We start from the raw sequence: 25,915 nt of genomic DNA, 5'->3' as shown, positions 1-25,915 counted from the left end.
TATATGACCCCACCCAAACCCTGCCCTTAAAATAAGGGAGCGGCTAGGAGGGAGTTAAAGTTGTGAGTAAGATATATTAACTTTACATTCTAAAAATACCATACGTGGTATCGTCAATTGGCGCGTTATAAGCGACACTTAACCCCAACGCCAATACTTGTCTGGTATCGGCAGGGTCAATGATGCCATCGTCCCATAAGCGAGCCGTGGCATAATATGGGTGTCCTTGAGCTTCGTACTGCTCACGAATGGGGGCTTTAAAGGCTTCTTCGTCCTCCATACTCCAAGTCTCGCCTTTACGCTCAAAATTATCGCGTTTTACCGTTGCCAATACGGAGGCAGCCTGCTCACCCCCCATCACTGAAATACGGGCATTGGGCCACATCCACAAAAAGCGAGGGCTATACGCACGTCCACACATACCATAGTTGCCTGCCCCAAATGAGCCACCAACGATCACTGTAAACTTCGGTACATTGGCATTTGCCACCGCCATCACCATTTTTGCCCCATGGCGAGCGATGCCCTCATTTTCATATTTACGCCCGACCATAAAGCCCGTGATGTTTTGCAAAAATACCAACGGAATTTTGCGCTTACAACACAGCTCAATAAAATGAGTGCCTTTTTGTGCTGACTCACTAAACAAAATACCATTATTGGCAATGATACCCACTTTCATACCTTCAATATGGGCAAAGCCACATACCAACGTCGTACCAAAACGTGCTTTAAACTCATCAAACTCACTGGCATCGACAATACGAGCAATAATTTCACGAATATCAAACGGTTTGCGAGTATCGGTGGGAATGATGCCGTATAGCTCTTTGGCATCATACTTAGGTGGACGGGGGCTGATTTGGTTAAAAGTTTGATTGACAGTCTGCTTGGTAGGACGATTTAAATTAGCCACAATATCTCGTGCTAATGACAATGCGTGCGCATCATTTTGTGCCAAATAATCGACCACACCCGACAAGCGGGTATGCACATCACCACCACCTAAATCCTCAGCACTGACTTCCTCACCTGTGGCAGCTTTGACCAGTGGTGGCCCTCCCAAAAAGATGGTGCCTTGCTCTTTGACAATAATCGACTCGTCACTCATCGCTGGCACATACGCCCCACCCGCGGTACAGCTACCCATCACCACCGCAATTTGTGGTATACCTGCTGCTGACATATTGGCTTGGTTAAAAAAGATACGTCCAAAATGCTCTTTATCAGGGAATACTTCGTCTTGGTTGGGTAAGTTTGCTCCCCCTGAATCCACCAAATAGACACATGGCAAGTTATTTTCTTTAGCAATCTCTTGTGCTCGCAGGTGTTTTTTCACTGTCATTGGATAATAAGTACCACCTTTAACCGTGGCATCATTACACACAATCATACACTCGACACCTGCAATACGCCCAATACCAGCAATCAGCCCTGCCGCAGGAATATCAGCATCGTACATATTAAATGCTGCCATCGGCGAGATTTCTAAAAATGGCGTGCCCGCATCGAGCAATTGCTCAACCCGCTCACGGGGCAATAATTTGCCGCGAGCCAGATGTTTTGCCCTTGCCCGCTCTGAGCCACCAACAGCAATGGTTTTTAGATGTGCATATAAATCATCAACCACCGCTTGCATGGCAGCCGCATTTTGCCCAAATTCGGCAGAATTAACACTCAATTTGCTGGTAATTACAGAAGTCATAAATGCTCTTTTTCTTTATTTAATTGATGTAATCGGGTTAATAGTATTAAGTCTTGGATCAAGTTTGAGCAGAGATAAATTTAAAAACCCTATTTTATCCCCAACTCTTGTTTCATCATCTCAGTAATTTTATACTTTTGAATCTTGCCAGTGACTGTCATTGGGTACGCTTCAACAAAGCGATAATATTTTGGTACTTTATAATGAGCAATGTTATCACGGCAAAACTGCTGCACTTCCTCTTGCGTCAATGTGACACCTTTTTTGGGAATAATCCATGCAGCCAATACTTCGCCATAATGGTCATCTGGTACACCAACAACTTGTACATCACGAATTTTCGGATGACGATATAGATAGTTTTCAATTTCTACAGGATAGATGTTCTCACCCCCACGAATCACCATATCTTTACTACGTCCGACGATTTTAATAAATCCCTCTTCGTCCATAACACCTAAATCGCCAGTGTGCATCCAGCCATCTTGAACAGCCTGCTTGGTCTTAAAACGGCTACCCCAATAACCTTTCATCACTGAATAACCACGCGTTAACACTTCTCCTGTCTCTCCAATCGGTACAACTTCACCCGTCTGCGTATCGACAATTTTGATTTCTATATTTGGCTGAACTAAGCCAACAGTTGAGACTCTTCTTTCTATCGATACATGCTTGGTGGTTTGACAAGATAAAGGACTGGTTTCTGTCATACCATAAGCAATGGTAATCTCACTCATATGCATGTCACTCATAACTCGGCGCATCAGCTCAATCGGACAGCTCGATCCCCCCATAATACCAGTACGCAATGATGACAAATCATATTGCTCAAAGTCTGAATGATCAAGCATAGCAATAAACATCGTTGGTACTGCATGCATGGCTGTGCAACGCTCTTGTTCAATCGCCTGCATCACACTAACTGCATCAAAAGCTTCACTAGGATAGACCAAGCACCCACCATGAGTAAACGTCGCAATATTACCAAGCACCATCGCAAAGCAGTGATATAACGGCAGTGGTAAGCATAGTCGATCCTTATGAGTAAAACCCAGTGTCTCAGCAGTAAAATACCCATTATTCAAGATATTACGATGGGTCAGGGTTGCCCCTTTGGGTGTACCTGTCGTCCCACTGGTAAACTGCACATTAATTGGGTCAGTATTTTTTAATCTTGCTTGACGCTCGGCAACTCGGGGGTCATTGGCATCACCTTCTGCTATCCATTCAGAAAACTTTTGCATAAAGTTAAACGTTTCATCTGTATCAGCCTCATCAATCCAAATGATACGCTCAATGGTAGGAATCTCAACTAGATCCAACTGCTTATAATCTTTGTGATAAATCTCAGGGCAAAGCTCATGGATAATTTTTGCATAATCACTGGTTTTAAAATGGCGCATCAATACTAGGGTAGAACAGCCTAACTTGTTAAGGGCATATTGCAGCTCAAAGCTGCGATAGGCTGGATTAATATTAACTAAGATAACGCCAATTTTTGCAGTCGCCAACTGTACCAGTAGCCATTCAGCATTATTATGCGACCAGATACCCAAACGGTCACCTACTTCAAGCCCCATTTCTATCATAGCGCTAGCTAGTTGATTGACTTTCTCTTGTAGCTGCTGATATGTCCAGCGAATACCTTGATGACAAGAAACCAGTGCTTCATGTTCAGGATATTTGTCACAAATAGCATCAAAAAAATCGCCAATAGTGGCTTCAATGAGGGGTATTTTAGGGCCTTTATCATGGCTCATTTTTAGTGGCGTATTCGCTGATTTTGCACCCATTTCCACGCTAGCAATGTCATCAATAAATATAGTCTCTGCCATTATAAATCCTTTCAATACTTTTTTGCTCTTTGCAACTTGACAAATCTACCACTTTATCACTGCAACCAAACTCTCCTTAACCTTTCCATGATAGGAAAGTTTAGCGGCAAGTGATTTCTAACTCTATACAAACCAACCTTAGCCCCTTAGCCTAGGAAAGTCCTAATTCTTCTTTCATTGCCTCAACAATTTTGAATTTTTGAATTTTGCCAGTGATGGTCATCGGATATTCCTCAACAAAGCGATAATATTTTGGCACTTTATAATGGGCAATGTTATCACGGCAGAATTGCTTAACCTCCTCTTCGGTCAGCTCAGCATCTTTTTTAGCGATAATCCACGCTGCTAATACTTCGCCATAATGGTCATCTGGGACACCGACAATCTGCACATCACGGATTTTTGGATGGCGGTATAGATAGTTTTCAATCTCCACAGGATAGATATTCTCACCACCGCGAATAACCATATCCTTACTACGTCCAACAATTTTAATATAGCCTTCTTCGTCCATGATTGCCAAATCGCCTGTGTGCATCCAGCCATCTTGGATTGCCTCTTTGGTCTTAAAGCGACTGCCCCAATAGCCTTTCATCACCGAATAGCCGCGAGTTAATAGCTCACCTGTTTCTCCAATCGGCACAACTTCGCCTGTTTCGGTATCAACAATTTTCACCTCAATATTAGGTTGTACCAAGCCCACGGTCGAGACTTGCTTCTCTAATGGAGTATGCTCGTTGGTCTGGCAAGACACAGGGCTGGTTTCGGTCATACCATAAGCGATGGTAACCTCATTCATGTGCATCTCATTAATCACCCGACGCATCACCTCAATCGGGCAGCTTGAGCCTGCCATAATCCCTGTACGCAAACTGGACAAATCGTATTGTTTAAAATCAGGGTGGTCAAGCTCAGCAATAAACATGGTTGGCACACCATGCAAACCTGTACACTTCTCTTCTTCAACCGTTTGCAATACGGTTAATGGGTCAAAACCATCATTTGGATAAACCATACAACCGCCATGGGTCAGCACCGCCAAATTGCCCAGCACCATACCAAAGCAGTGATATAACGGCACAGGAATACATAGCCTGTCTTCATGGGTTAGGTTCATCGCCTCACCGATGAAATAGCCGTTATTTAAAATATTGCGGTGAGTCAGTGTTGCCCCTTTCGGTGTGCCAGTTGTGCCACTGGTAAATTGTACGTTAATCGGGTCGGTATTTTTAAGGGTTGCTTGACGCGCAGCCACTCGGGGGTCATCGGCATCGCCTTCAGCAAGCCAATTAGAAAACTTCTGCATAAAGCCAAAGGTTTCATCAGTATCTGGCTCATCAATCCAGATAATACGCTCAACGGTCGGAATTTCTACCAAATCAAGTTGATGATATGGCTTGTGATAAATCTCAGGGCATAGCTCACGGATAAGCTGTGCATAATCACTGCTCTTAAAGTGACGCATCAGCACCAATACCGAACAGCCCAATTTATTTAACGCATATTGCAACTCAAAGGTGCGATAAGCAGGGTTAATATTCACCAAAATCACCCCAACCTTTGCAGTAGCAAGCTGTAGCAACAGCCATTCTGCATTGTTGTGTGACCAAATGCCCAAACGGTCGCCCACCTCAAGCCCCATCTCAATCATGGCACTGGCAAGCTGATTGACCTTGCGTTGCAGCTGCCGATACGTCCAGCGAATGTTTTGCTGACGCACCACCAAGGCTTCACGCTCAGGGTATTTGTCACAAATGGCATCAAAAAAATCACCAATGGTCGCCTCAATCAAAGGCACTTGTGGGCCTTTATCATGGCTCATGGTGAGAGGTGCGTTGGCAGACTTTGCGCCCATATTGATATGGGTGAGTGTCTCTAAGATGTTATTAGTAGAAAGTTTGGCAGTCATCATGAATCCTTTCAATTTATATTCTATTTATGAATTGATACTAGCTAGAATACGCCTTTAGTCTGAATATCCTAATGATACTCTACCAAAAACATATCATACTCCTTGTATATGACTTTAATATAACTCTCATTAATTCCCAAACCCTGCCCTTAAAATAAGGGAGCGGCTAGGAGGGAGTTAAAGTTGTGAGTAAGATATATTAACTTTACATTCTAAAAATACCATACGTGGTATCGTCAATTGGCGCGTTATAAGCGACACTTAACCCCAACGCCAATACTTGTCTGGTATCGGCAGGGTCAATGATGCCATCGTCCCATAAGCGAGCCGTGGCATAATATGGGTGTCCTTGAGCTTCGTACTGCTCACGAATGGGGGCTTTAAAGGCTTCTTCGTCCTCCATACTCCAAGTCTCGCCTTTACGCTCAAAATTATCGCGTTTTACCGTTGCCAATACGGAGGCAGCCTGCTCACCCCCCATCACTGAAATACGGGCATTGGGCCACATCCACAAAAAGCGAGGGCTATACGCACGTCCACACATACCATAGTTGCCTGCCCCAAATGAGCCACCAACGATCACTGTAAACTTCGGTACATTGGCATTTGCCACCGCCATCACCATTTTTGCCCCATGGCGAGCGATGCCCTCATTTTCATATTTACGCCCGACCATAAAGCCCGTGATGTTTTGCAAAAATACCAACGGAATTTTGCGCTTACAACACAGCTCAATAAAATGAGTGCCTTTTTGTGCTGACTCACTAAACAAAATACCATTATTGGCAATGATACCCACTTTCATACCTTCAATATGGGCAAAGCCACATACCAACGTCGTACCAAAACGTGCTTTAAACTCATCAAACTCACTGGCATCGACAATACGAGCAATAATTTCACGAATATCAAACGGTTTGCGAGTATCGGTGGGAATGATGCCGTATAGCTCTTTGGCATCATACTTAGGTGGACGGGGGCTGATTTGGTTAAAAGTTTGATTGACAGTCTGCTTGGTAGGACGATTTAAATTAGCCACAATATCTCGTGCTAATGACAATGCGTGCGCATCATTTTGTGCCAAATAATCGACCACACCCGACAAGCGGGTATGCACATCACCACCACCTAAATCCTCAGCACTGACTTCCTCACCTGTGGCAGCTTTGACCAGTGGTGGCCCTCCCAAAAAGATGGTGCCTTGCTCTTTGACAATAATCGACTCGTCACTCATCGCTGGCACATACGCCCCACCCGCGGTACAGCTACCCATCACCACCGCAATTTGTGGTATACCTGCTGCTGACATATTGGCTTGGTTAAAAAAGATACGTCCAAAATGCTCTTTATCAGGGAATACTTCGTCTTGGTTGGGTAAGTTTGCTCCCCCTGAATCCACCAAATAGACACATGGCAAGTTATTTTCTTTAGCAATCTCTTGTGCTCGCAGGTGTTTTTTCACTGTCATTGGATAATAAGTACCACCTTTAACCGTGGCATCATTACACACAATCATACACTCGACACCTGCAATACGCCCAATACCAGCAATCAGCCCTGCCGCAGGAATATCAGCATCGTACATATTAAATGCTGCCATCGGCGAGATTTCTAAAAATGGCGTGCCCGCATCGAGCAATTGCTCAACCCGCTCACGGGGCAATAATTTGCCGCGAGCCAGATGTTTTGCCCTTGCCCGCTCTGAGCCACCAACAGCAATGGTTTTTAGATGTGCATATAAATCATCAACCACCGCTTGCATGGCAGCCGCATTTTGCCCAAATTCGGCAGAATTAACACTCAATTTGCTGGTAATTACAGAAGTCATAAATGCTCTTTTTCTTTATTTAATTGATGTAATCGGGTTAATAGTATTAAGTCTTGGATCAAGTTTGAGCAGAGATAAATTTAAAAACCCTATTTTATCCCCAACTCTTGTTTCATCATCTCAGTAATTTTATACTTTTGAATCTTGCCAGTGACTGTCATTGGGTACGCTTCAACAAAGCGATAATATTTTGGTACTTTATAATGAGCAATGTTATCACGGCAAAACTGCTGCACTTCCTCTTGCGTCAATGTGACACCTTTTTTGGGAATAATCCATGCAGCCAATACTTCGCCATAATGGTCATCTGGTACACCAACAACTTGTACATCACGAATTTTCGGATGACGATATAGATAGTTTTCAATTTCTACAGGATAGATGTTCTCACCCCCACGAATCACCATATCTTTACTACGTCCGACGATTTTAATAAATCCCTCTTCGTCCATAACACCTAAATCGCCAGTGTGCATCCAGCCATCTTGAACAGCCTGCTTGGTCTTAAAACGGCTACCCCAATAACCTTTCATCACTGAATAACCACGCGTTAACACTTCTCCTGTCTCTCCAATCGGTACAACTTCACCCGTCTGCGTATCGACAATTTTGATTTCTATATTTGGCTGAACTAAGCCAACAGTTGAGACTCTTCTTTCTATCGATACATGCTTGGTGGTTTGACAAGATAAAGGACTGGTTTCTGTCATACCATAAGCAATGGTAATCTCACTCATATGCATGTCACTCATAACTCGGCGCATCAGCTCAATCGGACAGCTCGATCCCCCCATAATACCAGTACGCAATGATGACAAATCATATTGCTCAAAGTCTGAATGATCAAGCATAGCAATAAACATCGTTGGTACTGCATGCATGGCTGTGCAACGCTCTTGTTCAATCGCCTGCATCACACTAACTGCATCAAAAGCTTCACTAGGATAGACCAAGCACCCACCATGAGTAAACGTCGCAATATTACCAAGCACCATCGCAAAGCAGTGATATAACGGCAGTGGTAAGCATAGTCGATCCTTATGAGTAAAACCCAGTGTCTCAGCAGTAAAATACCCATTATTCAAGATATTACGATGGGTCAGGGTTGCCCCTTTGGGTGTACCTGTCGTCCCACTGGTAAACTGCACATTAATTGGGTCAGTATTTTTTAATCTTGCTTGACGCTCGGCAACTCGGGGGTCATTGGCATCACCTTCTGCTATCCATTCAGAAAACTTTTGCATAAAGTTAAACGTTTCATCTGTATCAGCCTCATCAATCCAAATGATACGCTCAATGGTAGGAATCTCAACTAGATCCAACTGCTTATAATCTTTGTGATAAATCTCAGGGCAAAGCTCATGGATAATTTTTGCATAATCACTGGTTTTAAAATGGCGCATCAATACTAGGGTAGAACAGCCTAACTTGTTAAGGGCATATTGCAGCTCAAAGCTGCGATAGGCTGGATTAATATTAACTAAGATAACGCCAATTTTTGCAGTCGCCAACTGTACCAGTAGCCATTCAGCATTATTATGCGACCAGATACCCAAACGGTCACCTACTTCAAGCCCCATTTCTATCATAGCGCTAGCTAGTTGATTGACTTTCTCTTGTAGCTGCTGATATGTCCAGCGAATACCTTGATGACAAGAAACCAGTGCTTCATGTTCAGGATATTTGTCACAAATAGCATCAAAAAAATCGCCAATAGTGGCTTCAATGAGGGGTATTTTAGGGCCTTTATCATGGCTCATTTTTAGTGGCGTATTCGCTGATTTTGCACCCATTTCCACGCTAGCAATGTCATCAATAAATATAGTCTCTGCCATTATAAATCCTTTCAATACTTTTTTGCTCTTTGCAACTTGACAAATCTACCACTTTATCACTGCAACCAAACTCTCCTTAACCTTTCCATGATAGGAAAGTTTAGCGGCAAGTGATTTCTAACTCTATACAAACCAACCTTAGCCCCTTAGCCTAGGAAAGTCCTAATTCTTCTTTCATTGCCTCAACAATTTTGAATTTTTGAATTTTGCCAGTGATGGTCATCGGATATTCCTCAACAAAGCGATAATATTTTGGCACTTTATAATGGGCAATGTTATCACGGCAGAATTGCTTAACCTCCTCTTCGGTCAGCTCAGCATCTTTTTTAGCGATAATCCACGCTGCTAATACTTCGCCATAATGGTCATCTGGGACACCGACAATCTGCACATCACGGATTTTTGGATGGCGGTATAGATAGTTTTCAATCTCCACAGGATAGATATTCTCACCACCGCGAATAACCATATCCTTACTACGTCCAACAATTTTAATATAGCCTTCTTCGTCCATGATTGCCAAATCGCCTGTGTGCATCCAGCCATCTTGGATTGCCTCTTTGGTCTTAAAGCGACTGCCCCAATAGCCTTTCATCACCGAATAGCCGCGAGTTAATAGCTCACCTGTTTCTCCAATCGGCACAACTTCGCCTGTTTCGGTATCAACAATTTTCACCTCAATATTAGGTTGTACCAAGCCCACGGTCGAGACTTGCTTCTCTAATGGAGTATGCTCGTTGGTCTGGCAAGACACAGGGCTGGTTTCGGTCATACCATAAGCGATGGTAACCTCATTCATGTGCATCTCATTAATCACCCGACGCATCACCTCAATCGGGCAGCTTGAGCCTGCCATAATCCCTGTACGCAAACTGGACAAATCGTATTGTTTAAAATCAGGGTGGTCAAGCTCAGCAATAAACATGGTTGGCACACCATGCAAACCTGTACACTTCTCTTCTTCAACCGTTTGCAATACGGTTAATGGGTCAAAACCATCATTTGGATAAACCATACAACCGCCATGGGTCAGCACCGCCAAATTGCCCAGCACCATACCAAAGCAGTGATATAACGGCACAGGAATACATAGCCTGTCTTCATGGGTTAGGTTCATCGCCTCACCGATGAAATAGCCGTTATTTAAAATATTGCGGTGAGTCAGTGTTGCCCCTTTCGGTGTGCCAGTTGTGCCACTGGTAAATTGTACGTTAATCGGGTCGGTATTTTTAAGGGTTGCTTGACGCGCAGCCACTCGGGGGTCATCGGCATCGCCTTCAGCAAGCCAATTAGAAAACTTCTGCATAAAGCCAAAGGTTTCATCAGTATCTGGCTCATCAATCCAGATAATACGCTCAACGGTCGGAATTTCTACCAAATCAAGTTGATGATATGGCTTGTGATAAATCTCAGGGCATAGCTCACGGATAAGCTGTGCATAATCACTGCTCTTAAAGTGACGCATCAGCACCAATACCGAACAGCCCAATTTATTTAACGCATATTGCAACTCAAAGGTGCGATAAGCAGGGTTAATATTCACCAAAATCACCCCAACCTTTGCAGTAGCAAGCTGTAGCAACAGCCATTCTGCATTGTTGTGTGACCAAATGCCCAAACGGTCGCCCACCTCAAGCCCCATCTCAATCATGGCACTGGCAAGCTGATTGACCTTGCGTTGCAGCTGCCGATACGTCCAGCGAATGTTTTGCTGACGCACCACCAAGGCTTCACGCTCAGGGTATTTGTCACAAATGGCATCAAAAAAATCACCAATGGTCGCCTCAATCAAAGGCACTTGTGGGCCTTTATCATGGCTCATGGTGAGAGGTGCGTTGGCAGACTTTGCGCCCATATTGATATGGGTGAGTGTCTCTAAGATGTTATTAGTAGAAAGTTTGGCAGTCATCATGAATCCTTTCAATTTATATTCTATTTATGAATTGATACTAGCTAGAATACGCCTTTAGTCTGAATATCCTAATGATACTCTACCAAAAACATATCATACTCCTTGTATATGACTTTAATATAACTCTCATTAATTGGCACTGTCAATCACTAACTTTATAATAACGATACAAATCGTATCATCTAATGATATTTACATATTAAGAGGCATTACCTGAGATGGGGGCATCAACTAAATTCATGGCATTGGCATAAATATCAGCAGGAAAAGAGCGAGACTTACGCATGATAGGGTCAATACAAACCGCCGTAATGCTACAACTTGCACAACGCTCATTGGTTTCAGCGTTATACATATCCTGCACCACAGTCACTGATTTTTTACTGACCTTATCAATATAAGACTCAATATAAACCACATCACCTGCCAACAACTCTTTAAAATAACGCAGATTTTGTTCAACCGTCGCCATCGCAATCTCACCTTGGCGCAATACACTGGGGGTAATGCCTATATGATTGAACGCATGCCAAATGGATTCTTCAAACATGTCATTATAAGTACGAATATTGACATGCCCCATGTGGTCACACTGCCAACTATGTACTGCGCTACGCCCAGTCGCAAATATTTTGTCATTCATTTTCTATTCCCTTGTTATATACCTTGTTACAATTACGCCACTCTCAACGATCACTGCTTGCTGTTGCTCATTAATAACGATTAATGTAAAAAATAATTAACAATAACTACTTAGGGTCATAAGGGGTTAAATCATCATAACCCACACTGGCACCCACATCACCAATAAAACCTTGTTGTCGCCATAACTCATAGACACAAATTGCCACTGTATTTGCCAAATTTAGGCTACGAGAATCAGGACGCATTGGCAATCTTAGCCAGTTATCGCTACCAATATCAGCGCGTACCTCTTCTGCCAATCCTGCCGTCTCCGAGCCAAATACCAATGCGGTAGTAGTGATGACTGTAGGGGCTATGGTTGCTTGTTGCTGAGGGCTTTGTTCTTGCTTAGGGGATACCCCAAAGTCATATTCATAAAAACTGCGACTTAACTTGGTGGTTAATGCCACAATTTTTTGGCAACCATGCTCAGTCAAACTTTGCCGAGCCTCAGCCCAGTTTTCATGCACTAAAAGACTGGCATATTCATGATAATCCAGTCCTGCGCGGCGTAGTTTTTTATCTGCTAAATCAAAGCCTAGTGGCTTCACCAGATGCAGTTGTACCCCCACATTGGCACAAAGTCGTATGATGTTGCCCGTATTACTAGGAATTTTTGGTTGTACTAAAACAACATGAATATTCATGATATGATCAGCCTTAAAATACAAATAATTATAATTACTTACATTTTATCACTTTGATGATATTATCATTTTTACTATGATAATCATAACCTAATGAGTCATCAGAATTAAATGGCAAAAGCTAGGTTTTACTAACTCTTAACAATACTATTATTAAGGATTGAATGATGAAAAAAGTTATTCTTGCTTCTATCGCTGCGATGATTGTTTTAACTGGCTGTAATACTTTTAAAGGTTTGGGTAAAGACATCTCTAAAGCAGGTGATGGCGTGACCAAAACTGCGGACAAAACTGAAGATAAAATTAAAGAAGAGTTATAAGCCAAATTGAGCTTCTAAACCTTTTTATTAGCATTATTAATGCTTAAAAAACCTGTCAACATGGCAGGTTTTTTTGTATTTTTTTGTTATTAAAGTAGGTGCTGTTGAACAGTCATCTTCATAGGAAAACGGGGTGAAAGTTTAACAGACCCTACCCTACTACAAAAAAGCTTGCAGCACATGATTTAGATAACGCTGACCCAATGCCGTTGCCACTATGTTTGTTTCTACCTGTGTTATCTCTAATTGCCCATTTTTTTTATTTTTGCCTAGCGCATCAGCTTTTGTCTCAAGCAATAATCCTTGCTGTATTAACTGTTGTAATATTGGTTCAATCACTGCAATATCTTGACCTGTGCGCTCACCATACATGGCTTTTGGCACACCTTGAGTCAAGCGTAGAGCATTCATCATAAATTCACTTGCCATCTCTTCATCAGTAATGGCTTGCCAGCCGACCAGCTTAGGTGCTTTATCAAAATTCATATAATCTTTGGGCAGACGTGAACGGCTAAAACGATAAATTCCTTGTGAAGGTTGTAAGTGTTCTGCTTGCCATTTGTCTGTTTGCAAACTGATTTTACCATGTGCCCCTGCCCCTATCGCCAAATAATCACCAAATTGCCAATAGTTTAGATTATGACGACATGGCTTATCCGTCTGCCCTGACCATGCTGAGACTTCATAATTATCATAGCCCATCGCTATTAATTGTGCTCGCCCTGCTTGCTCAATATCTGCCAGCATGTCTTCATCAGGCAATACAGGGGTTTGCCGATAAAAGACAGTATTTGGCTCAATGGTAAGCTGATACCATGATAAATGCGTCGCGCCTGCTGTATGCGCTTGTTGCAAATCAGTGACTGCTTCACTTACCGTTTGTGACGGCAATCCATACATCAAATCAACATTGATACGCTCAAACCCTGCCTGCCGAGCCGCTTTAATGGCATTTTCTGCCTGCTGTGGATTATGAATACGCCCAAGCTTACTAAGATGATGCGGAACAAAACTTTGTACCCCAATAGACAGACGATTGATACCTACTTCTAAATACTCGGCAAAAGGCGCATGCTCAAGCGTACCAGGATTGGCCTCCATCGTCACTTCTATGTCATCAGCAAAGGGCAAACGCTTTTGTAAATAGTCAAATAAGCGTTGATACTGCTGAATCGGTAATAATGAGGGCGTGCCACCACCAATAAAAATACTGCTGATTTGTCGTCCCTGTAACCAATGCAGCTGCGAGTCAATGTCTGCCATCAGCGCAGTAACATAACGATGATACAAATCTTTGTCAGGGGCAGAGATTTGATGCGAGTTAAAATCGCAATAGGGACATTTACGCACACACCATGGGATATGAATATAAAGTGCTAATGGAATCTGAGTAATATCAAGCTGATGCGATAATGGGTATGGCTGTGATGGCTTGTGGCTGTCTAAGTACATATTCATCATATATTGGTGATAGGTTTGCTATAATAGCGAAAAGTTAAAACATTGGGCTGTTTGCATACACCCAAGCAAAATGGACAACTTAAAAAGCTTAACTTAAAAAGCTTAAAAAGATAGGTAAATTAAAAAATAAACGCTAGGATACGCTGAATCAGCTATTATGAATACCCCCAAATATCTTAAGGTAAATATATTAAGTATCTTAAACTGCGTTATCTCACCTAAACCATTGAAGCTATTTTGCTTACAGGGTTTGCTTAACTAATTTACTAAAACAAAGACGTTTTCAATCTTCACGAGGCAAGTCATGCAATACTGGTTAATGAAATCAGAACCCACCTCATTTAGTATCCATGATTTGCAGCAAGTGAGGTGTGAGCCTTGGGACGGCGTGCGCAACTATCAAGCACGTAACTTTATGCGTGATGCGATGCAAGTGGGTGACAAAGCCTTTTTATATCATTCTAATACGAAGAAAATTGGTATTGCTGGTATCATGAGCATTGCCTCGACAGGCTATCCTGACCCAACACAATTTAACCCAGAATGTGGTTACTATTACGACCCAAAATCCACTGAAGATAACCCACGTTGGTATTTGGTCGATGTGCAATTTGAACAAGCCTTTAGCGATATTTTATTATTATCTGAGCTAAAAACACTGCCACAACTTGATGATTGCCTATTAACCCAAAAAGGCTCTCGTCTCTCTGTGATGCCATTACAAGTAAAGCATTGGCAAGCGATTATGCAATTGGCAGAACAAAAAGGATTATTATAATTATTGCTTGATAAATATCACCTAAAGACTTGAAGCTGAGCGAAGATAGATAACTTTCTATCTTCGCTCAGCTTATTTATAGTCATAATTTTTTTCGTTTTATCACTTATTAAAATAAAGTTGGTTTAATCCCTATCAATATTTAAAACGGTTAAACACAAATAAATCGGTTATTGTTATGCACACACTTTTATCATGGGCAGAGTTTCGCCAATATAGTCGTCGTCTTTGGATATTGGCATTGCCAATTTTGATTACCCAATTCTCTCAAGCAGCATTGGGGGTGATTGATTCCATCATGGCAGGGCGAGTCTCTGCCCTAGATTTAGCAGCCGTCTCTATCGGCTCAGGCATCTGGCTACCCCTGTTTTTATTGGCAACAGGTATTTTAATTGCCACCACTCCACTCATTGGTGAAGCCTTAGGACAAGATAATCATCATCACATACCCCACATCACTCAGCAGTCTTTATGGTCAGCTTTGGTCATTGGATTGATGGGGTTTGTGATTGTTAATTTGATGCCAAATGTATTAGGCGTGCTTGGTGTACCCGATAATATTCAGCCAAAAGCGACGCAGTATTTGCATGGGGTATCTTTTGGTTTTCCTGCCATTGCTTGCTATGCCGTATTGCGCAGCTATTGTGAAGCTTTATCTCGTCCTGAGCCTGTGACGGTGATTAGTTTAATCGGGCTAGCAACCGACATTCCATTAAACTATCTCTTTATTCATGGTGGCTTTGGTGTTATTCCTGCCATGGGCGGGGCTGGCTGTGGTATTGCCACCGCCTTGGTACTTTGGATTAATGTGGCATTACTCGCGGCTTATTTGCATTGGTCATCTAACCCTACTTTTGCCTCTACCCGCTTTTTTCATTCATTTACCAGACCCAATCCAATACAAATACGCAAACTGTTTCATTTAGGTCTGCCTATCGGCATTGCCATCTTTTTTGAAGCCAGTTTGTTTAGCCTTGCATCACTGGTGATTAGTCCGCTAGGGGAGCTTGCAGTAGCTGCCCACCAAGCCGCATTATCAGTCACTTCGCAATTGTTTATGCTCCCCATCTCTATTGCCATGGCACTCACCATCATGGTATCCAATCGTTATGGTGAAAAAAACTGGCTGGCATTGCGTCATGTGCAGCAAACAGGGCTTATATGGACAGTACTGATTGCCTGTATCAGTATGGTCAGTGTCTGGTTTTTACGACCACAACTTGCCGCCGCTTTTACCAAAAATATTGAGGTACAACATTTGGCAATGCACCTACTGATTTATGCCATTGCTTATCAAATTTTTGATGGTTGGCAGGTGAATGTTGCTGGTATTCTACGTGGTATGCAAGACACCAAAATACCAATGTGGATTACTTTATTTTGTTATTGGCTCGTCGCCTTACCATTGGGGATTTATCTGGTACGCTATACCACAGTTGGGGTACAAGGATTTTGGATAGCACTGGTCACTGGTTTATTTTTAGCAGCCGTCTTGCTCTCCTTGCGCTTACGTCATCGCCAACGCAGTCTATTTGCCAATTTATATCAATAATCTGCTTAACCATATATATAAAATCCTATATACAAATAAAAAACAGTCACTAATACATATTACTCACTGCTTAGCGAATAGTTAAGTCAAGTTTTTTATGAAAAATTTTGTTACAATATGGTATATACACCCTTTTTGCGGTTATTATATCGTCTAGATAGTGTACAACTGTACTGAAAAAGTTTATCTTATACAATCTGACTACTAATTTTGCTATAAATCAGGCATATTATAAAACTTATCATTGAAGCATTATCTGCATAAGATAAGTACATTTGTGGCAGCACAATAGTACATTTTTCACATATATATGACAGTCTATCGTGTTCATACCTAAATATAGGCAGCAGATAAATAGTGATAATCTTTATAGTGACAATGTTACATGTTACGTGAAAACCAATGTCATGTAACAACCAAGGTTAAGCGTATATAAGCATAAGTTCGTAGTTTAGTAGTAATGACAATGACATAACCCATATAACGGTTCAAAACGGCTACCAATGATTACAGGTAAAACAATGGATATTGAACAAATTCGTACTTTGATAGAGCTAATGGAAGAAAAGGACTTAGTTAGCATGGAGGTAGCCTCTGGTGAGAAGCGTATTAGCCTTACTCGCCATTACGCTACTCCGCCAACCATGATGTCCGCACCTACTGTAGAAGTTGCTCCTACTGCTACCCCAAAAAGTGCGGCTAAAACAGGCAATGTCGAGACTGCACCAATGATTGGTGTGTTTTACGCCGCACCAAGCCCTAATGACCCTCCTTTTGTCAAAGTTGGACAGACAGTCAAGGCTGGCGATACCTTAGGCATCATCGAGGCGATGAAAATCATGAATCCACTAGAAGCCACTCAAAGTGGTATTATCGAAGAAATATTGGTCGAAAATGGTGATGTGGTGCAATTTGGGCAGCCTGTTGTACGTTATAAAAACTAACCTTATCGCCTTATTCTTACTCAAATAATTCAAACACAGCATTTTATTTTAGCAACCATGAACATAGGACAAATATCAATGTCATGGATTTTGCACAAATGACTTTGCATTGACAGGGAAATGCTAATGAGAGAGTTTAGCAAATGATAAAAAAACTACTCATTGCCAATCGTGGCGAGATTGCACTACGTATCGTACGTGCGTGTAAACAGTTAGGGATACAAACCGTTGGTGTCTATTCAACTGCTGATGAGAGCTTAATGCACTTACGCTTTGTTGATGAAGCGGTATGTATTGGCAAACCCAATGCCAACCAAAGCTATCTAAATATCAATGCGATATTAACCGCAGCAGAAGTAACAGGTGCAGATGCCATTCACCCTGGCTATGGATTTTTGTCCGAAAATGCTGAATTTGCAGAGCAAATTGAGGAAGCAGGACTTACCTTTGTTGGCCCTCACCCCGACCATATCCGCTTAATGGGTAATAAAATATCTGCCATTCATGCGATGAAAAAAGCAGGTGTACCCACTGTTCCCGGCTCAGTAGGTACTGTGACCATTCACAATGCCGAAGAGCAAGCAAAAAATATTGGCTTTCCACTATTAATAAAAGCAGCCGCTGGTGGTGGTGGACGTGGTATGCGCATTGTTGAACGCTTTGATGAAATCAAGACCCAAGTACAAGCAGCCAAGCAAGAAGCTGAGCTATGGTTTGGTGATGACAGTGTGTATATGGAGCGTTATTTGCAAAACCCTCGTCACGTTGAAGTACAAGTGCTTGGCGATGGACATGGCAATGCCATTCATTTGTATGACCGTGATTGCTCATTGCAGCGTCGCCATCAAAAGGTACTAGAAGAAGCCCCTGCCCCTGACATTCCAGATGATGTACGTGAACCTATCTTGCAAGCATGTGTCAAAGCTTGCGAGCAAATTGGCTATCGCGGCGCAGGCACATTTGAGTTTTTATTTGAAAATGATGAATTCTTTTTTATCGAAATGAACACGCGTGTGCAGGTCGAACACCCTGTCACGGAGATGATTACTGGCATTGATGTGGTGGTTGAACAGCTTAAAATTGCCTCAGAATATGGTCTGTCTTATCGCCAAAATGAAATTGTGATGCATGGGCATGCCATTGAATGTCGTATCAATGCCGAAGACCCTGCCACCTTTGTACCGTCACCGGGCGAGGTCACGCAGCTATTTGCACCCAGTGGTGCAGGCGTGCGTTTTGATTCGCACCTATATCCAAACTACCACATTCCCACATTTTACGACTCTTTGGTGGGCAAACTTATCTGTCACGGACAGACACGCCAACAAGCCATCGCCAAAACCCGCCATGCCTTAGATGAGCTGATTATCAGTGGTATTAATACCAATATACCGCTGCACCGTGATGTGATATTACCTGATGAAGATTTTGTCAAACAAGCACAAAATATCCATTACTTAGAAAAGCACCTGCTTAAAAAAACTGCCACCTCATAGCCTGCTCATAACCTGTAAGGCATGTGTGGTATAACTTCTGTCTATCAATAACCATCAGGTATTCATATTCATAAAAAAAGAAGCACAGATTTGTGCTTCTTTTTACTTAATTTTACTTCTTTTACTCAAATTTGCTTTAGTCACTAATCACTTATGGCAATTGCTTTTTAAATGTCATAAAACAATCTTTACCTTCTTTGTCTGCACACCAATACATATAAGGCTCATCTGATTGATAATCCACAAATGCCAACATCATTTCACCTGTTTGGTCGACTTGATTACCTGAACAATCCACTTCATTATTATCATATAAAGTATTAATTGCAATCAGAGGTAATCCCTCCTCCTGATGACTTAACACATAACGTCCATACGTCCACTCCGCACCACTGACAGACCACATGATATTATCTGCAGCAAAAGTATAAGCCTCTTTACATTCTGCTTGAGATGGTGTTTTAGTCGGGGTTATGGTAATCACCTCTGACACAACACTTTGTGCCTGATTAATATCCACACCTAATAAATCTCCCTCAGATAACTGGGTATGCTGAGAAGATGGGGCAGATTGTGAAGGTGTCGGCAACTGCAACACCCATGAGCCTGCAATTGCTGGACTTATGTGTGTCTCGATAACAGACTGGCTTACTGGCTCATTATCTGTACCAGCAGATACACTTGCCAATATTGATGCCAATGACAGTGATGCAAGAGATAAGCTTTCCATATCATCTAATACCATGATTAAAAATATTGGCTTTAGCTTAAAGTCAAATGCAAATTATTACAAGGTATTTCATAAAACAGTCATTTCTATACGTCAACAAGTGTCGTATAGTCAAAACTTACTCCGATCTATAGACACTAAAGTATGAGATAAATTTAACAACAGCATCATTCAGTGCAGTGACTGTCTATTTTATATCCTATACCTCGCTCTCAACTTATTTTACTAAATTGATATATACCCCCTCCCAAACCCTCCCCCTTAAGAAAGGGGGAATCTAGCAGGGGGTTGAAGTTGAGAGTGAGGTATACTATCGTAATAGAATGGCTGATTAATGTGAATGATGGTGCTCATGCTGCATATGATCCATACCTTCCATGTGATCCATGTGCGACATCTCATGATCTGTATGCATATCACTATCCATATCCGATGCCATGTCATGCATTGAGTGATCAGCCATATCATGGTTATGCTGCATAGATGCCATACCTGCTTGATGTCCGCCATGATGATGTCCACCATGCATGGTACTCATCATCACTGGTACAGCAATAACTGCCAACCCAGAAACCACCATCAAGGCACCATTCATCTGCCGCAAACGCAATCGTCCAATATGATTACGCATCCATGCCACCGCTTCATGGGTAGCAACCAACATAGGAATCGTACCCAAGCCAAAGGTAAACATTAACGCCGCACCTGTCAGCGCACTGTGCCCCACCACTGCCATCAATAATGCACCATACACAAGACCACAAGGCAAAAATCCCCAAAGCAAACCAGCTGCCAACGCACGTGGAAACGTAGTCAATGGAAATACTTTTTGACGAATGGGTGATAGCTTTTGCCAAAAGCGCATGCCCACTTTTTCAAGCTTATTTAAAAAGGGTGCGCCCAACATTGCCATACCAATAAATACCAACATCATGCCCAATAGTACTCGAGGCCAGTTATTATTCATAATTGGCGCAAGCAATACTGTACCAATCAAACCTGCAAGCAACCCTAGCAACGCATAGCTACTTAAACGACCAAAATGATATGTGGCTATCAAAGCTCGACGTTTACGGGCACTGACATTTTGCATTGATAGCCCAAAGGCAGTTACCAGCCCACCACACATACCTAAACAGTGTGGTGAACCAAACAATCCCATCGCAAAGGCAGCTGCTAATAAAGCAAAAGACATAATGATGACTCCAAAATCAAAAGTAATGCACGAAAGCAAATGTTATCCCATCTTCATACCTTGCTAAATTTTGCAGCATGTGTGAATCATATACACTTAACTGCACCAACGTTAGACTGAGTATGTCATTACACTTATTGTTTGGAGTGTGGTTTACTAGGTGATGGCTGCTCTTTCGTACTTTGAGTGGCTTGTGTTAAATTTTGGCGACGCTCTTGCCTATCATCTAAAATGATACGCTGCGACGCATTATCCAAATCTTCAAATTGGTTGGACTTTACTGCATAACGAATCGCCCAAATACCCACAACAAATAACATTAGGCTAAGGGGAATTAATAAATACATGCTAACCATAGTGCCCTCTGGTATTGTGTAAATAGAAGCTTGAATAAACCAATAATAAATCAATAAGGTGATATAGACCCAAGATAAATCACATCGTTTTGTTGGCAGTTTTTATAGTCACAACTCACCATAAGAATATCTTTATTCCTATTCAAATATTGTATCACTTTAAAGCCTTACAAAAAGTGTGTATTTAATATTTATTCAAACTACTGAGTTTTCTTTTAACTCTGTTGACAATATAAACAACATCGATAGGACTTACGCAAAAACACAATATTAGCCTGATAAAACGACTGGAAATTATATTGAGCCTCTGAAACTACGTACAACCAGCCCACTTGATAAAAAACAATGTTTACCAGTCGCCGACAATCTATAAGATTGCATCAGTCCTACAACAGAAGAAAGGGATTGAATATAAACAGCAATCATAAACTTAGAGAACTTATAAGATACATTGATAATGTCCCTATCATCTTTAATTGCAAGCATTAAAATAACTTTATATCCTGCGGTTTACGACTACTCATTAATGTCTGCATAGACACTGTATGTGCGTGACGGCAATTATCTTGTGGCTGAATAATATCACGCATATAAGCAGCCAATTCATAGATGGTACGACGAGAATGGCGCAAGTTTACCCGCCAATCCTGCCAGCTTTTAGGCTCAGGCATCGCCGCAATCAGCGCAATACTATACACCCCATTTAGGGCAAATTGCCGCTGTGCACGGCGCATGTGATAGGCATCTGTCACCAAATAAGCGTGCTTAATGGCGAGACGCTTGGCAGTAAAACGGGCATTTTCACACGTATTCATACTGGCATTTTCACTCACCACATTGGTGACACCTTGTACTGCCAGCCAATCTTGCATCCACGGTGACTCCACACCCGATAAAATAATGGGTAAAGGGTGCTGTTGATAATGCTGTAAGACTGTCTGTAAACGGCTACGGGTATATTGATTAATAACAATTGAAGATTCATCTGCTGAGTGCTTATCTGACTCACTATTGCCTTCTTGTTCGGTCAAACCACCACCCAAGACAATATATGCAGTTGGCTCAGTATCAATTTTATGATTAGTATTAGTCTCAGTGGCCGTGCTGCTGCTAGTAGAATTGGGATTGTCAGTATCAGGAAGGGGTACAGGTAACCGCTGCAAAATTAACAAACCCATATTAGAAAATACTGGGGTCAATGCGCTAGCGGCTATTAAGCCTACCACCATCACTGAGCCACCAAGCCACCACCTGCAACACCGTCGGCGGGCAGAGCCATCATTTTTGGATAAACGAAATCGCTGTAAAAACTGCTGACGCATACGCTAATATTTTCTTTATTAACACTAAGTAAATGATGATTTTCAATTAACTGTCTAACTAAAATACAGCAACAACTATTCACAATAAATGAAACTACAAATAGAAACTACTGCTCAATAACCGAGCCATCAGAGGCTATCCAAACTGGCTCACGCTGTAAAGTAATACCATAACGGGAAAAAACCTGTTGCTGAATATAGCTTTGAGTTGCCAAAATATCTTGCTGACTTGCATGCTTTATCTCCAACCGAGGAGCATGATTGGTCAAAACTAACGCTTGCTTATCATGAGTCAAAATAGGCGGTATTCCCTGCCCTTTTAATCCTGCATTATCAATTAACCAACCTGCTGCAATTTTAGTTTGGGTGGGTGATACCACATATCCCACTACATCAGGATACTGTTGCTGTAATTTTTCAAATTGCGCCGTACTAATAATGGGGTTTTTAAAAAAGCTGCCGCAGTTAGGTAGCTGCTTAGGGTCTGGTAATTTACTTTGGCGAATGGCAATGATAGCTGCCATTACATCACCAGGATTAATCTGCTCTCTATTTGCTGCTGCCGCTAACGTCTCAGCATACTGCTTAACATCACCATAGCCAGCATGAGTTATAGATGCATCTTTATGTAAACGTAAGTTTACTTGAGTAATCAACCACTGCCCTGTTTGCTGCTTAAAGATACTATCGCGATAGCCAAACTCACATTGTGCCCTACTTAATGTTTGCCACTGCTTTGATGGTATATGATAAGCAGTGACGCTAAGTAAGTTATCCTCAATTTGTCGACCATAAGCACCAATATTCTGCACAGGCGCTGCACCAACCATACCCGGAATTAAGGCAAGATTTTCTAGTCCATACCAGCCCTTTTGCACACAACTAACCACCAACTCATGCCAATTTTCTGCTGCCATCACAGAGATATCAACATGATGCGCATCTTCTGTAATCACCTCAATACCACGCATTCTAGGCAATAACACCATTGCTTGCAGATAATCTGGCAAAATAACATTGCTACCGCCTGACAGCACCAAAACAGGCAACTGCTGAGCTTCTGCCATTGCCAATGCCACCTGCACATCTGCTGCATTTTGCAAAAAATAAGCAGTATGGCACACACTACGCAATGCCATCGTATTATATGTAGACAAGTCGACTTCTGTCTGTATGCTGGGTTGTGTGGTCGTCTTTACTGTGGTCATATTTGGCATACACTGATAATACGGTTATCATTGATGTTTTGATAAGGTTTTACTAGCAACTTTTCCAACTTTCTATCCACGCATTCGCCCCTGACTCAATATGGGCAATACAGCGTTCAAATGCCTCATCACCACCATAATAAGGGTCTGGTACATCTTCACCTGCATGTATTGGGTCTTCTTCACTAAATAATACCAATTTGGCTAATGTTTCGGATTGCTCAGGATTTTCATTGATTAAGCGGTCTTTGATGGCTTGTAAATCCTGCAAGTTTTGCTTATCCATTGCCAAAATTAAATCAAACTGATAAAAGTCATCAGGCTGAACTTGGCGAGCCACCAATTTACTAATAGCATAGCCATAAGCCTTAGCATGGGCAATGGCTCTATCATCAGGATGTTTGCCAATATGCCAATCTCCTGTACCCGCTGAATCGACTGTCAATGACATACCTTCTACGGCTGCCTTTTGACGCAATACCTCTTCAGCAGTGGGAGAACGACAAATATTACCCAAACACACCAATAGAACAGACTTTGGAGCACTTACTTTTATTGGCATAACAAAACCTTTATAGATTTAACAATGAAAGAGGGTCATTAATAGTTATTACTAAGTATTGATAGTTACTAAGTATTGATACCGCGGATGCTAATCTTGATGCTTAAAGCGTTGCAATTCACGGCGTTGCTTTTTATTAGGCTTAGTATCAGGGCGAGCAAGATTTGCCAGTTTACGCTGCTCACTGTAGTACTCACGACGTTTGATACTCTCTTCGGTCTCTTCATAAAGCGTTTGTGCAATGGTCGCATTGCCCCGCTCGGTCGATAACGCTTTGACTAGCACCGTTTTTTCATTCATTGAGGAGGCCGAACCTTGGCGAATGGTGAGCTCATCGCCCACGCCAATCTCTTTACTGGTCTTGACTCGACTACCATCAAAATGAACTTTGCCGCCTTCGATGGCTTGCTTGGCAAGGCTGCGGGTACGATAAAAACGGGCTGCCCATAGCCATTTATCAAGGCGGACTTTGGTTAGATTGTTGGAAGTATCAGAGTGTTGATTATTTTGTGTCATAAGTTAGTATGTTCTCAGGTTAAAATTTAAGACTTTAATTATTCACTAGATTCATATTTAGGCTTAACATAAGTTACTGGTATAGTAACCATCCCTTTTACCAGCTTACCTTCATGTATAAAGGGAAGAATTTTACCCCTTCTTACTTGCTGTCGAGCAAATCTATCTACATGAAGATTACCACTACTTTTAACAACTTCTGCCTTTTCAATATTACCTTGAGTATCCACAGTTAAACGTAACGTTACCGTATCAGTCTCACCTGGGTTCATTCTTCTCATGGCAAGTTGAGGAAAGCTAAACTTAGGTTTAATAAGCCATCTGTCACCTGTTAATGGAAACTCTTGTGTACCAATGGTATAAGTCGAACTATCAATCAGTTCCGCTTGTGCCAATACACTACTACCAACTAAACTAGTCGCTATTAAACTGCGTATAAATATCTTTGAACTCCATGTTGTATTTTTCAAAGTTTTTTCCTTGGTTTTGTTTAATTTTTACTCGTTCTAATGGCGCAAGTAATCACTGTCCCAATGCTGACGACTCTTACTCTTGCAGACTATCACGTAAAGCATAGCAGCTTGCGGGCATATCTGGTGTATGATCATATTGTATGGGAATTTTTACCTTGCCCATAACAGGCTGTCCATTGACAATAAAGGGAGCGAATTTTGCTTGTTTCATATCCTCAACGATGGCTCTGTCAAGTGCAGCAATGCCACTATTTTTATCTAATGAGGCTTCAACTACTTCTCCTTGCTCATCAACTACCATAGCTACTGTCATATTTATTTGTTGTCGTCGACAACTATCAAGTGGCAGTGGCTGACCTTTTTCATTACAATCACACGTTGGTAAATGACGAAATACCATAGAGCTATTAGTATGATTTCTACCTCTATGAAGAGGATTTCGTAACAAACGTGCCGACCTATTTTGAGTAGCATTTTGGTTACTAGATGCAGTCACCTTACTATCTAAGCCAGTATGGGTGTGGGTATTGCTATTATCAATCAGCTCTGCTTGCGCAGTCATACCAAACATCAATATACTACCCAGCAAAACAGATGATAACCTCATTAACTTCTTCACAATAAACATTCCTTGTTATATTTTT

Annotated in this window: 23 protein-coding genes; 5 read left to right on the top strand and 18 right to left on the bottom strand. The window is 41.8% G+C overall.

Features of this window, described 5'->3' with window-relative positions; translation table 11 throughout:
- Positions 1-82: 82 nt before the first annotated feature.
- From FHK89_RS03120 to FHK89_RS03085, 8 genes are all read right to left on the bottom strand, one after another.
- A complete protein-coding gene (locus FHK89_RS03120; RefSeq protein WP_230656654.1) occupies positions 83-1,705 on the bottom strand; it encodes a carboxyl transferase domain-containing protein in 1,623 nt (540 codons plus the stop codon).
- 89 nt (positions 1,706-1,794) lie between these two features.
- Entirely contained in the window at positions 1,795-3,540 is a 1,746-nt protein-coding gene (locus tag FHK89_RS03115; protein WP_230656652.1) for an AMP-binding protein, read from the bottom strand.
- A 151-nt stretch (positions 3,541-3,691) separates the two neighbouring features.
- Positions 3,692-5,449 carry an AMP-binding protein gene (locus FHK89_RS03110; RefSeq protein ID WP_230656650.1) on the bottom strand — a complete coding sequence of 586 codons (1,758 nt, stop codon included), beginning with the start codon at positions 5,447-5,449 and terminating at the stop codon, positions 3,692-3,694.
- A 208-nt stretch (positions 5,450-5,657) separates the two neighbouring features.
- The gene (locus FHK89_RS03105; RefSeq protein WP_230656654.1) at positions 5,658-7,280 is read right to left on the bottom strand and encodes a carboxyl transferase domain-containing protein; all 1,623 of its coding nucleotides are present in this window, start codon (positions 7,278-7,280) and stop codon (positions 5,658-5,660) included.
- 89 nt (positions 7,281-7,369) lie between these two features.
- The gene (locus tag FHK89_RS03100; protein WP_230656652.1) at positions 7,370-9,115 is read right to left on the bottom strand and encodes an AMP-binding protein; all 1,746 of its coding nucleotides are present in this window, start codon (positions 9,113-9,115) and stop codon (positions 7,370-7,372) included.
- A gap of 151 nt (positions 9,116-9,266) precedes the next feature.
- Complete coding sequence (locus FHK89_RS03095; RefSeq protein WP_230656650.1) at positions 9,267-11,024, bottom strand: AMP-binding protein; 1,758 nt, start codon at positions 11,022-11,024, stop codon at positions 9,267-9,269.
- A 202-nt stretch (positions 11,025-11,226) separates the two neighbouring features.
- Positions 11,227-11,670: an acyl-CoA thioesterase gene (locus FHK89_RS03090; RefSeq protein WP_230656648.1), complete on the bottom strand. Its 444-nt coding sequence runs from the start codon at positions 11,668-11,670 to the stop codon at positions 11,227-11,229.
- Between the two features lie 106 nt (positions 11,671-11,776).
- On the bottom strand, positions 11,777-12,358 hold the full coding sequence (locus tag FHK89_RS03085; RefSeq protein WP_230656646.1) for a tRNA (cytidine(34)-2'-O)-methyltransferase: 582 nt from the start codon (positions 12,356-12,358) through the stop codon (positions 11,777-11,779).
- 167 nt (positions 12,359-12,525) lie between these two features.
- On the opposite strand from FHK89_RS03085, the gene FHK89_RS03080 reads away from it, so the two are divergent.
- Positions 12,526-12,678: an entericidin A/B family lipoprotein gene (locus tag FHK89_RS03080; RefSeq protein WP_230656644.1), complete on the top strand. Its 153-nt coding sequence runs from the start codon at positions 12,526-12,528 to the stop codon at positions 12,676-12,678.
- A 159-nt stretch (positions 12,679-12,837) separates the two neighbouring features.
- On the opposite strand, the gene hemW is transcribed toward FHK89_RS03080, so the two are convergent.
- The gene (gene hemW / locus FHK89_RS03075; protein ID WP_442966553.1) at positions 12,838-14,136 is read right to left on the bottom strand and encodes a radical SAM family heme chaperone HemW; all 1,299 of its coding nucleotides are present in this window, start codon (positions 14,134-14,136) and stop codon (positions 12,838-12,840) included.
- A 307-nt stretch (positions 14,137-14,443) separates the two neighbouring features.
- Here hemW and FHK89_RS03070 point away from each other — a divergent pair, with 307 nt between their 5' ends.
- The 4 genes from FHK89_RS03070 (at position 14,444) to accC (ending at position 18,909) form a co-directional block, all read left to right on the top strand.
- Complete coding sequence (locus tag FHK89_RS03070) at positions 14,444-14,917, top strand: EVE domain-containing protein (protein WP_230656640.1); 474 nt, start codon at positions 14,444-14,446, stop codon at positions 14,915-14,917.
- 178 nt (positions 14,918-15,095) lie between these two features.
- The gene (locus FHK89_RS03065; protein ID WP_230656637.1) at positions 15,096-16,469 is read left to right on the top strand and encodes an MATE family efflux transporter; all 1,374 of its coding nucleotides are present in this window, start codon (positions 15,096-15,098) and stop codon (positions 16,467-16,469) included.
- 521 nt (positions 16,470-16,990) lie between these two features.
- Positions 16,991-17,413 carry an acetyl-CoA carboxylase biotin carboxyl carrier protein gene (accB, locus tag FHK89_RS03060; RefSeq protein ID WP_230656635.1) on the top strand — a complete coding sequence of 141 codons (423 nt, stop codon included), beginning with the start codon at positions 16,991-16,993 and terminating at the stop codon, positions 17,411-17,413.
- A gap of 143 nt (positions 17,414-17,556) precedes the next feature.
- Complete coding sequence (gene accC / locus FHK89_RS03055; protein ID WP_230656634.1) at positions 17,557-18,909, top strand: acetyl-CoA carboxylase biotin carboxylase subunit; 1,353 nt, start codon at positions 17,557-17,559, stop codon at positions 18,907-18,909.
- A 151-nt stretch (positions 18,910-19,060) separates the two neighbouring features.
- Here the strand turns inward: accC and FHK89_RS03050 are convergent, their stop codons facing one another.
- From FHK89_RS03050 to FHK89_RS14935, 9 genes are all read right to left on the bottom strand, one after another.
- Positions 19,061-19,639 carry a hypothetical protein gene (locus FHK89_RS03050; protein WP_230656632.1) on the bottom strand — a complete coding sequence of 193 codons (579 nt, stop codon included), beginning with the start codon at positions 19,637-19,639 and terminating at the stop codon, positions 19,061-19,063.
- A gap of 331 nt (positions 19,640-19,970) precedes the next feature.
- Positions 19,971-20,834: a sulfite exporter TauE/SafE family protein gene (locus FHK89_RS03045; RefSeq protein ID WP_230656630.1), complete on the bottom strand. Its 864-nt coding sequence runs from the start codon at positions 20,832-20,834 to the stop codon at positions 19,971-19,973.
- 134 nt (positions 20,835-20,968) lie between these two features.
- On the bottom strand, positions 20,969-21,181 hold the full coding sequence (ccoS, locus tag FHK89_RS03040; RefSeq protein ID WP_442966551.1) for a cbb3-type cytochrome oxidase assembly protein CcoS: 213 nt from the start codon (positions 21,179-21,181) through the stop codon (positions 20,969-20,971).
- A 494-nt stretch (positions 21,182-21,675) separates the two neighbouring features.
- Positions 21,676-22,512 carry a YdcF family protein gene (locus FHK89_RS03035; protein ID WP_230656626.1) on the bottom strand — a complete coding sequence of 279 codons (837 nt, stop codon included), beginning with the start codon at positions 22,510-22,512 and terminating at the stop codon, positions 21,676-21,678.
- A 107-nt stretch (positions 22,513-22,619) separates the two neighbouring features.
- Positions 22,620-23,729, bottom strand: a complete 1,110-nt coding sequence (gene murB, locus FHK89_RS03030; protein ID WP_442966550.1) for a UDP-N-acetylmuramate dehydrogenase — start codon at positions 23,727-23,729, stop codon at positions 22,620-22,622.
- 43 nt (positions 23,730-23,772) lie between these two features.
- Positions 23,773-24,282: a low molecular weight protein-tyrosine-phosphatase gene (locus tag FHK89_RS03025; protein ID WP_230656622.1), complete on the bottom strand. Its 510-nt coding sequence runs from the start codon at positions 24,280-24,282 to the stop codon at positions 23,773-23,775.
- Positions 24,283-24,372: 90 nt separating this feature from the next.
- Complete coding sequence (locus FHK89_RS03020; RefSeq protein WP_230656620.1) at positions 24,373-24,798, bottom strand: RNA-binding S4 domain-containing protein; 426 nt, start codon at positions 24,796-24,798, stop codon at positions 24,373-24,375.
- 38 nt (positions 24,799-24,836) lie between these two features.
- The gene (locus FHK89_RS03015) at positions 24,837-25,268 is read right to left on the bottom strand and encodes an energy transducer TonB (RefSeq protein ID WP_230656618.1); all 432 of its coding nucleotides are present in this window, start codon (positions 25,266-25,268) and stop codon (positions 24,837-24,839) included.
- Positions 25,269-25,344: 76 nt separating this feature from the next.
- Positions 25,345-25,890 carry an energy transducer TonB gene (locus FHK89_RS14935; RefSeq protein ID WP_230656616.1) on the bottom strand — a complete coding sequence of 182 codons (546 nt, stop codon included), beginning with the start codon at positions 25,888-25,890 and terminating at the stop codon, positions 25,345-25,347.
- Positions 25,891-25,915 lie beyond the last annotated feature (25 nt).

Source organism: Psychrobacter sp. I-STPA10 (assembly GCF_021012795.1).
Taxonomy (GTDB): domain Bacteria; phylum Pseudomonadota; class Gammaproteobacteria; order Pseudomonadales; family Moraxellaceae; genus Psychrobacter.
The sequence above is the reverse complement of the archived record's forward strand: the minus strand, read 5'-3'. Positions and strand labels throughout refer to the sequence as shown.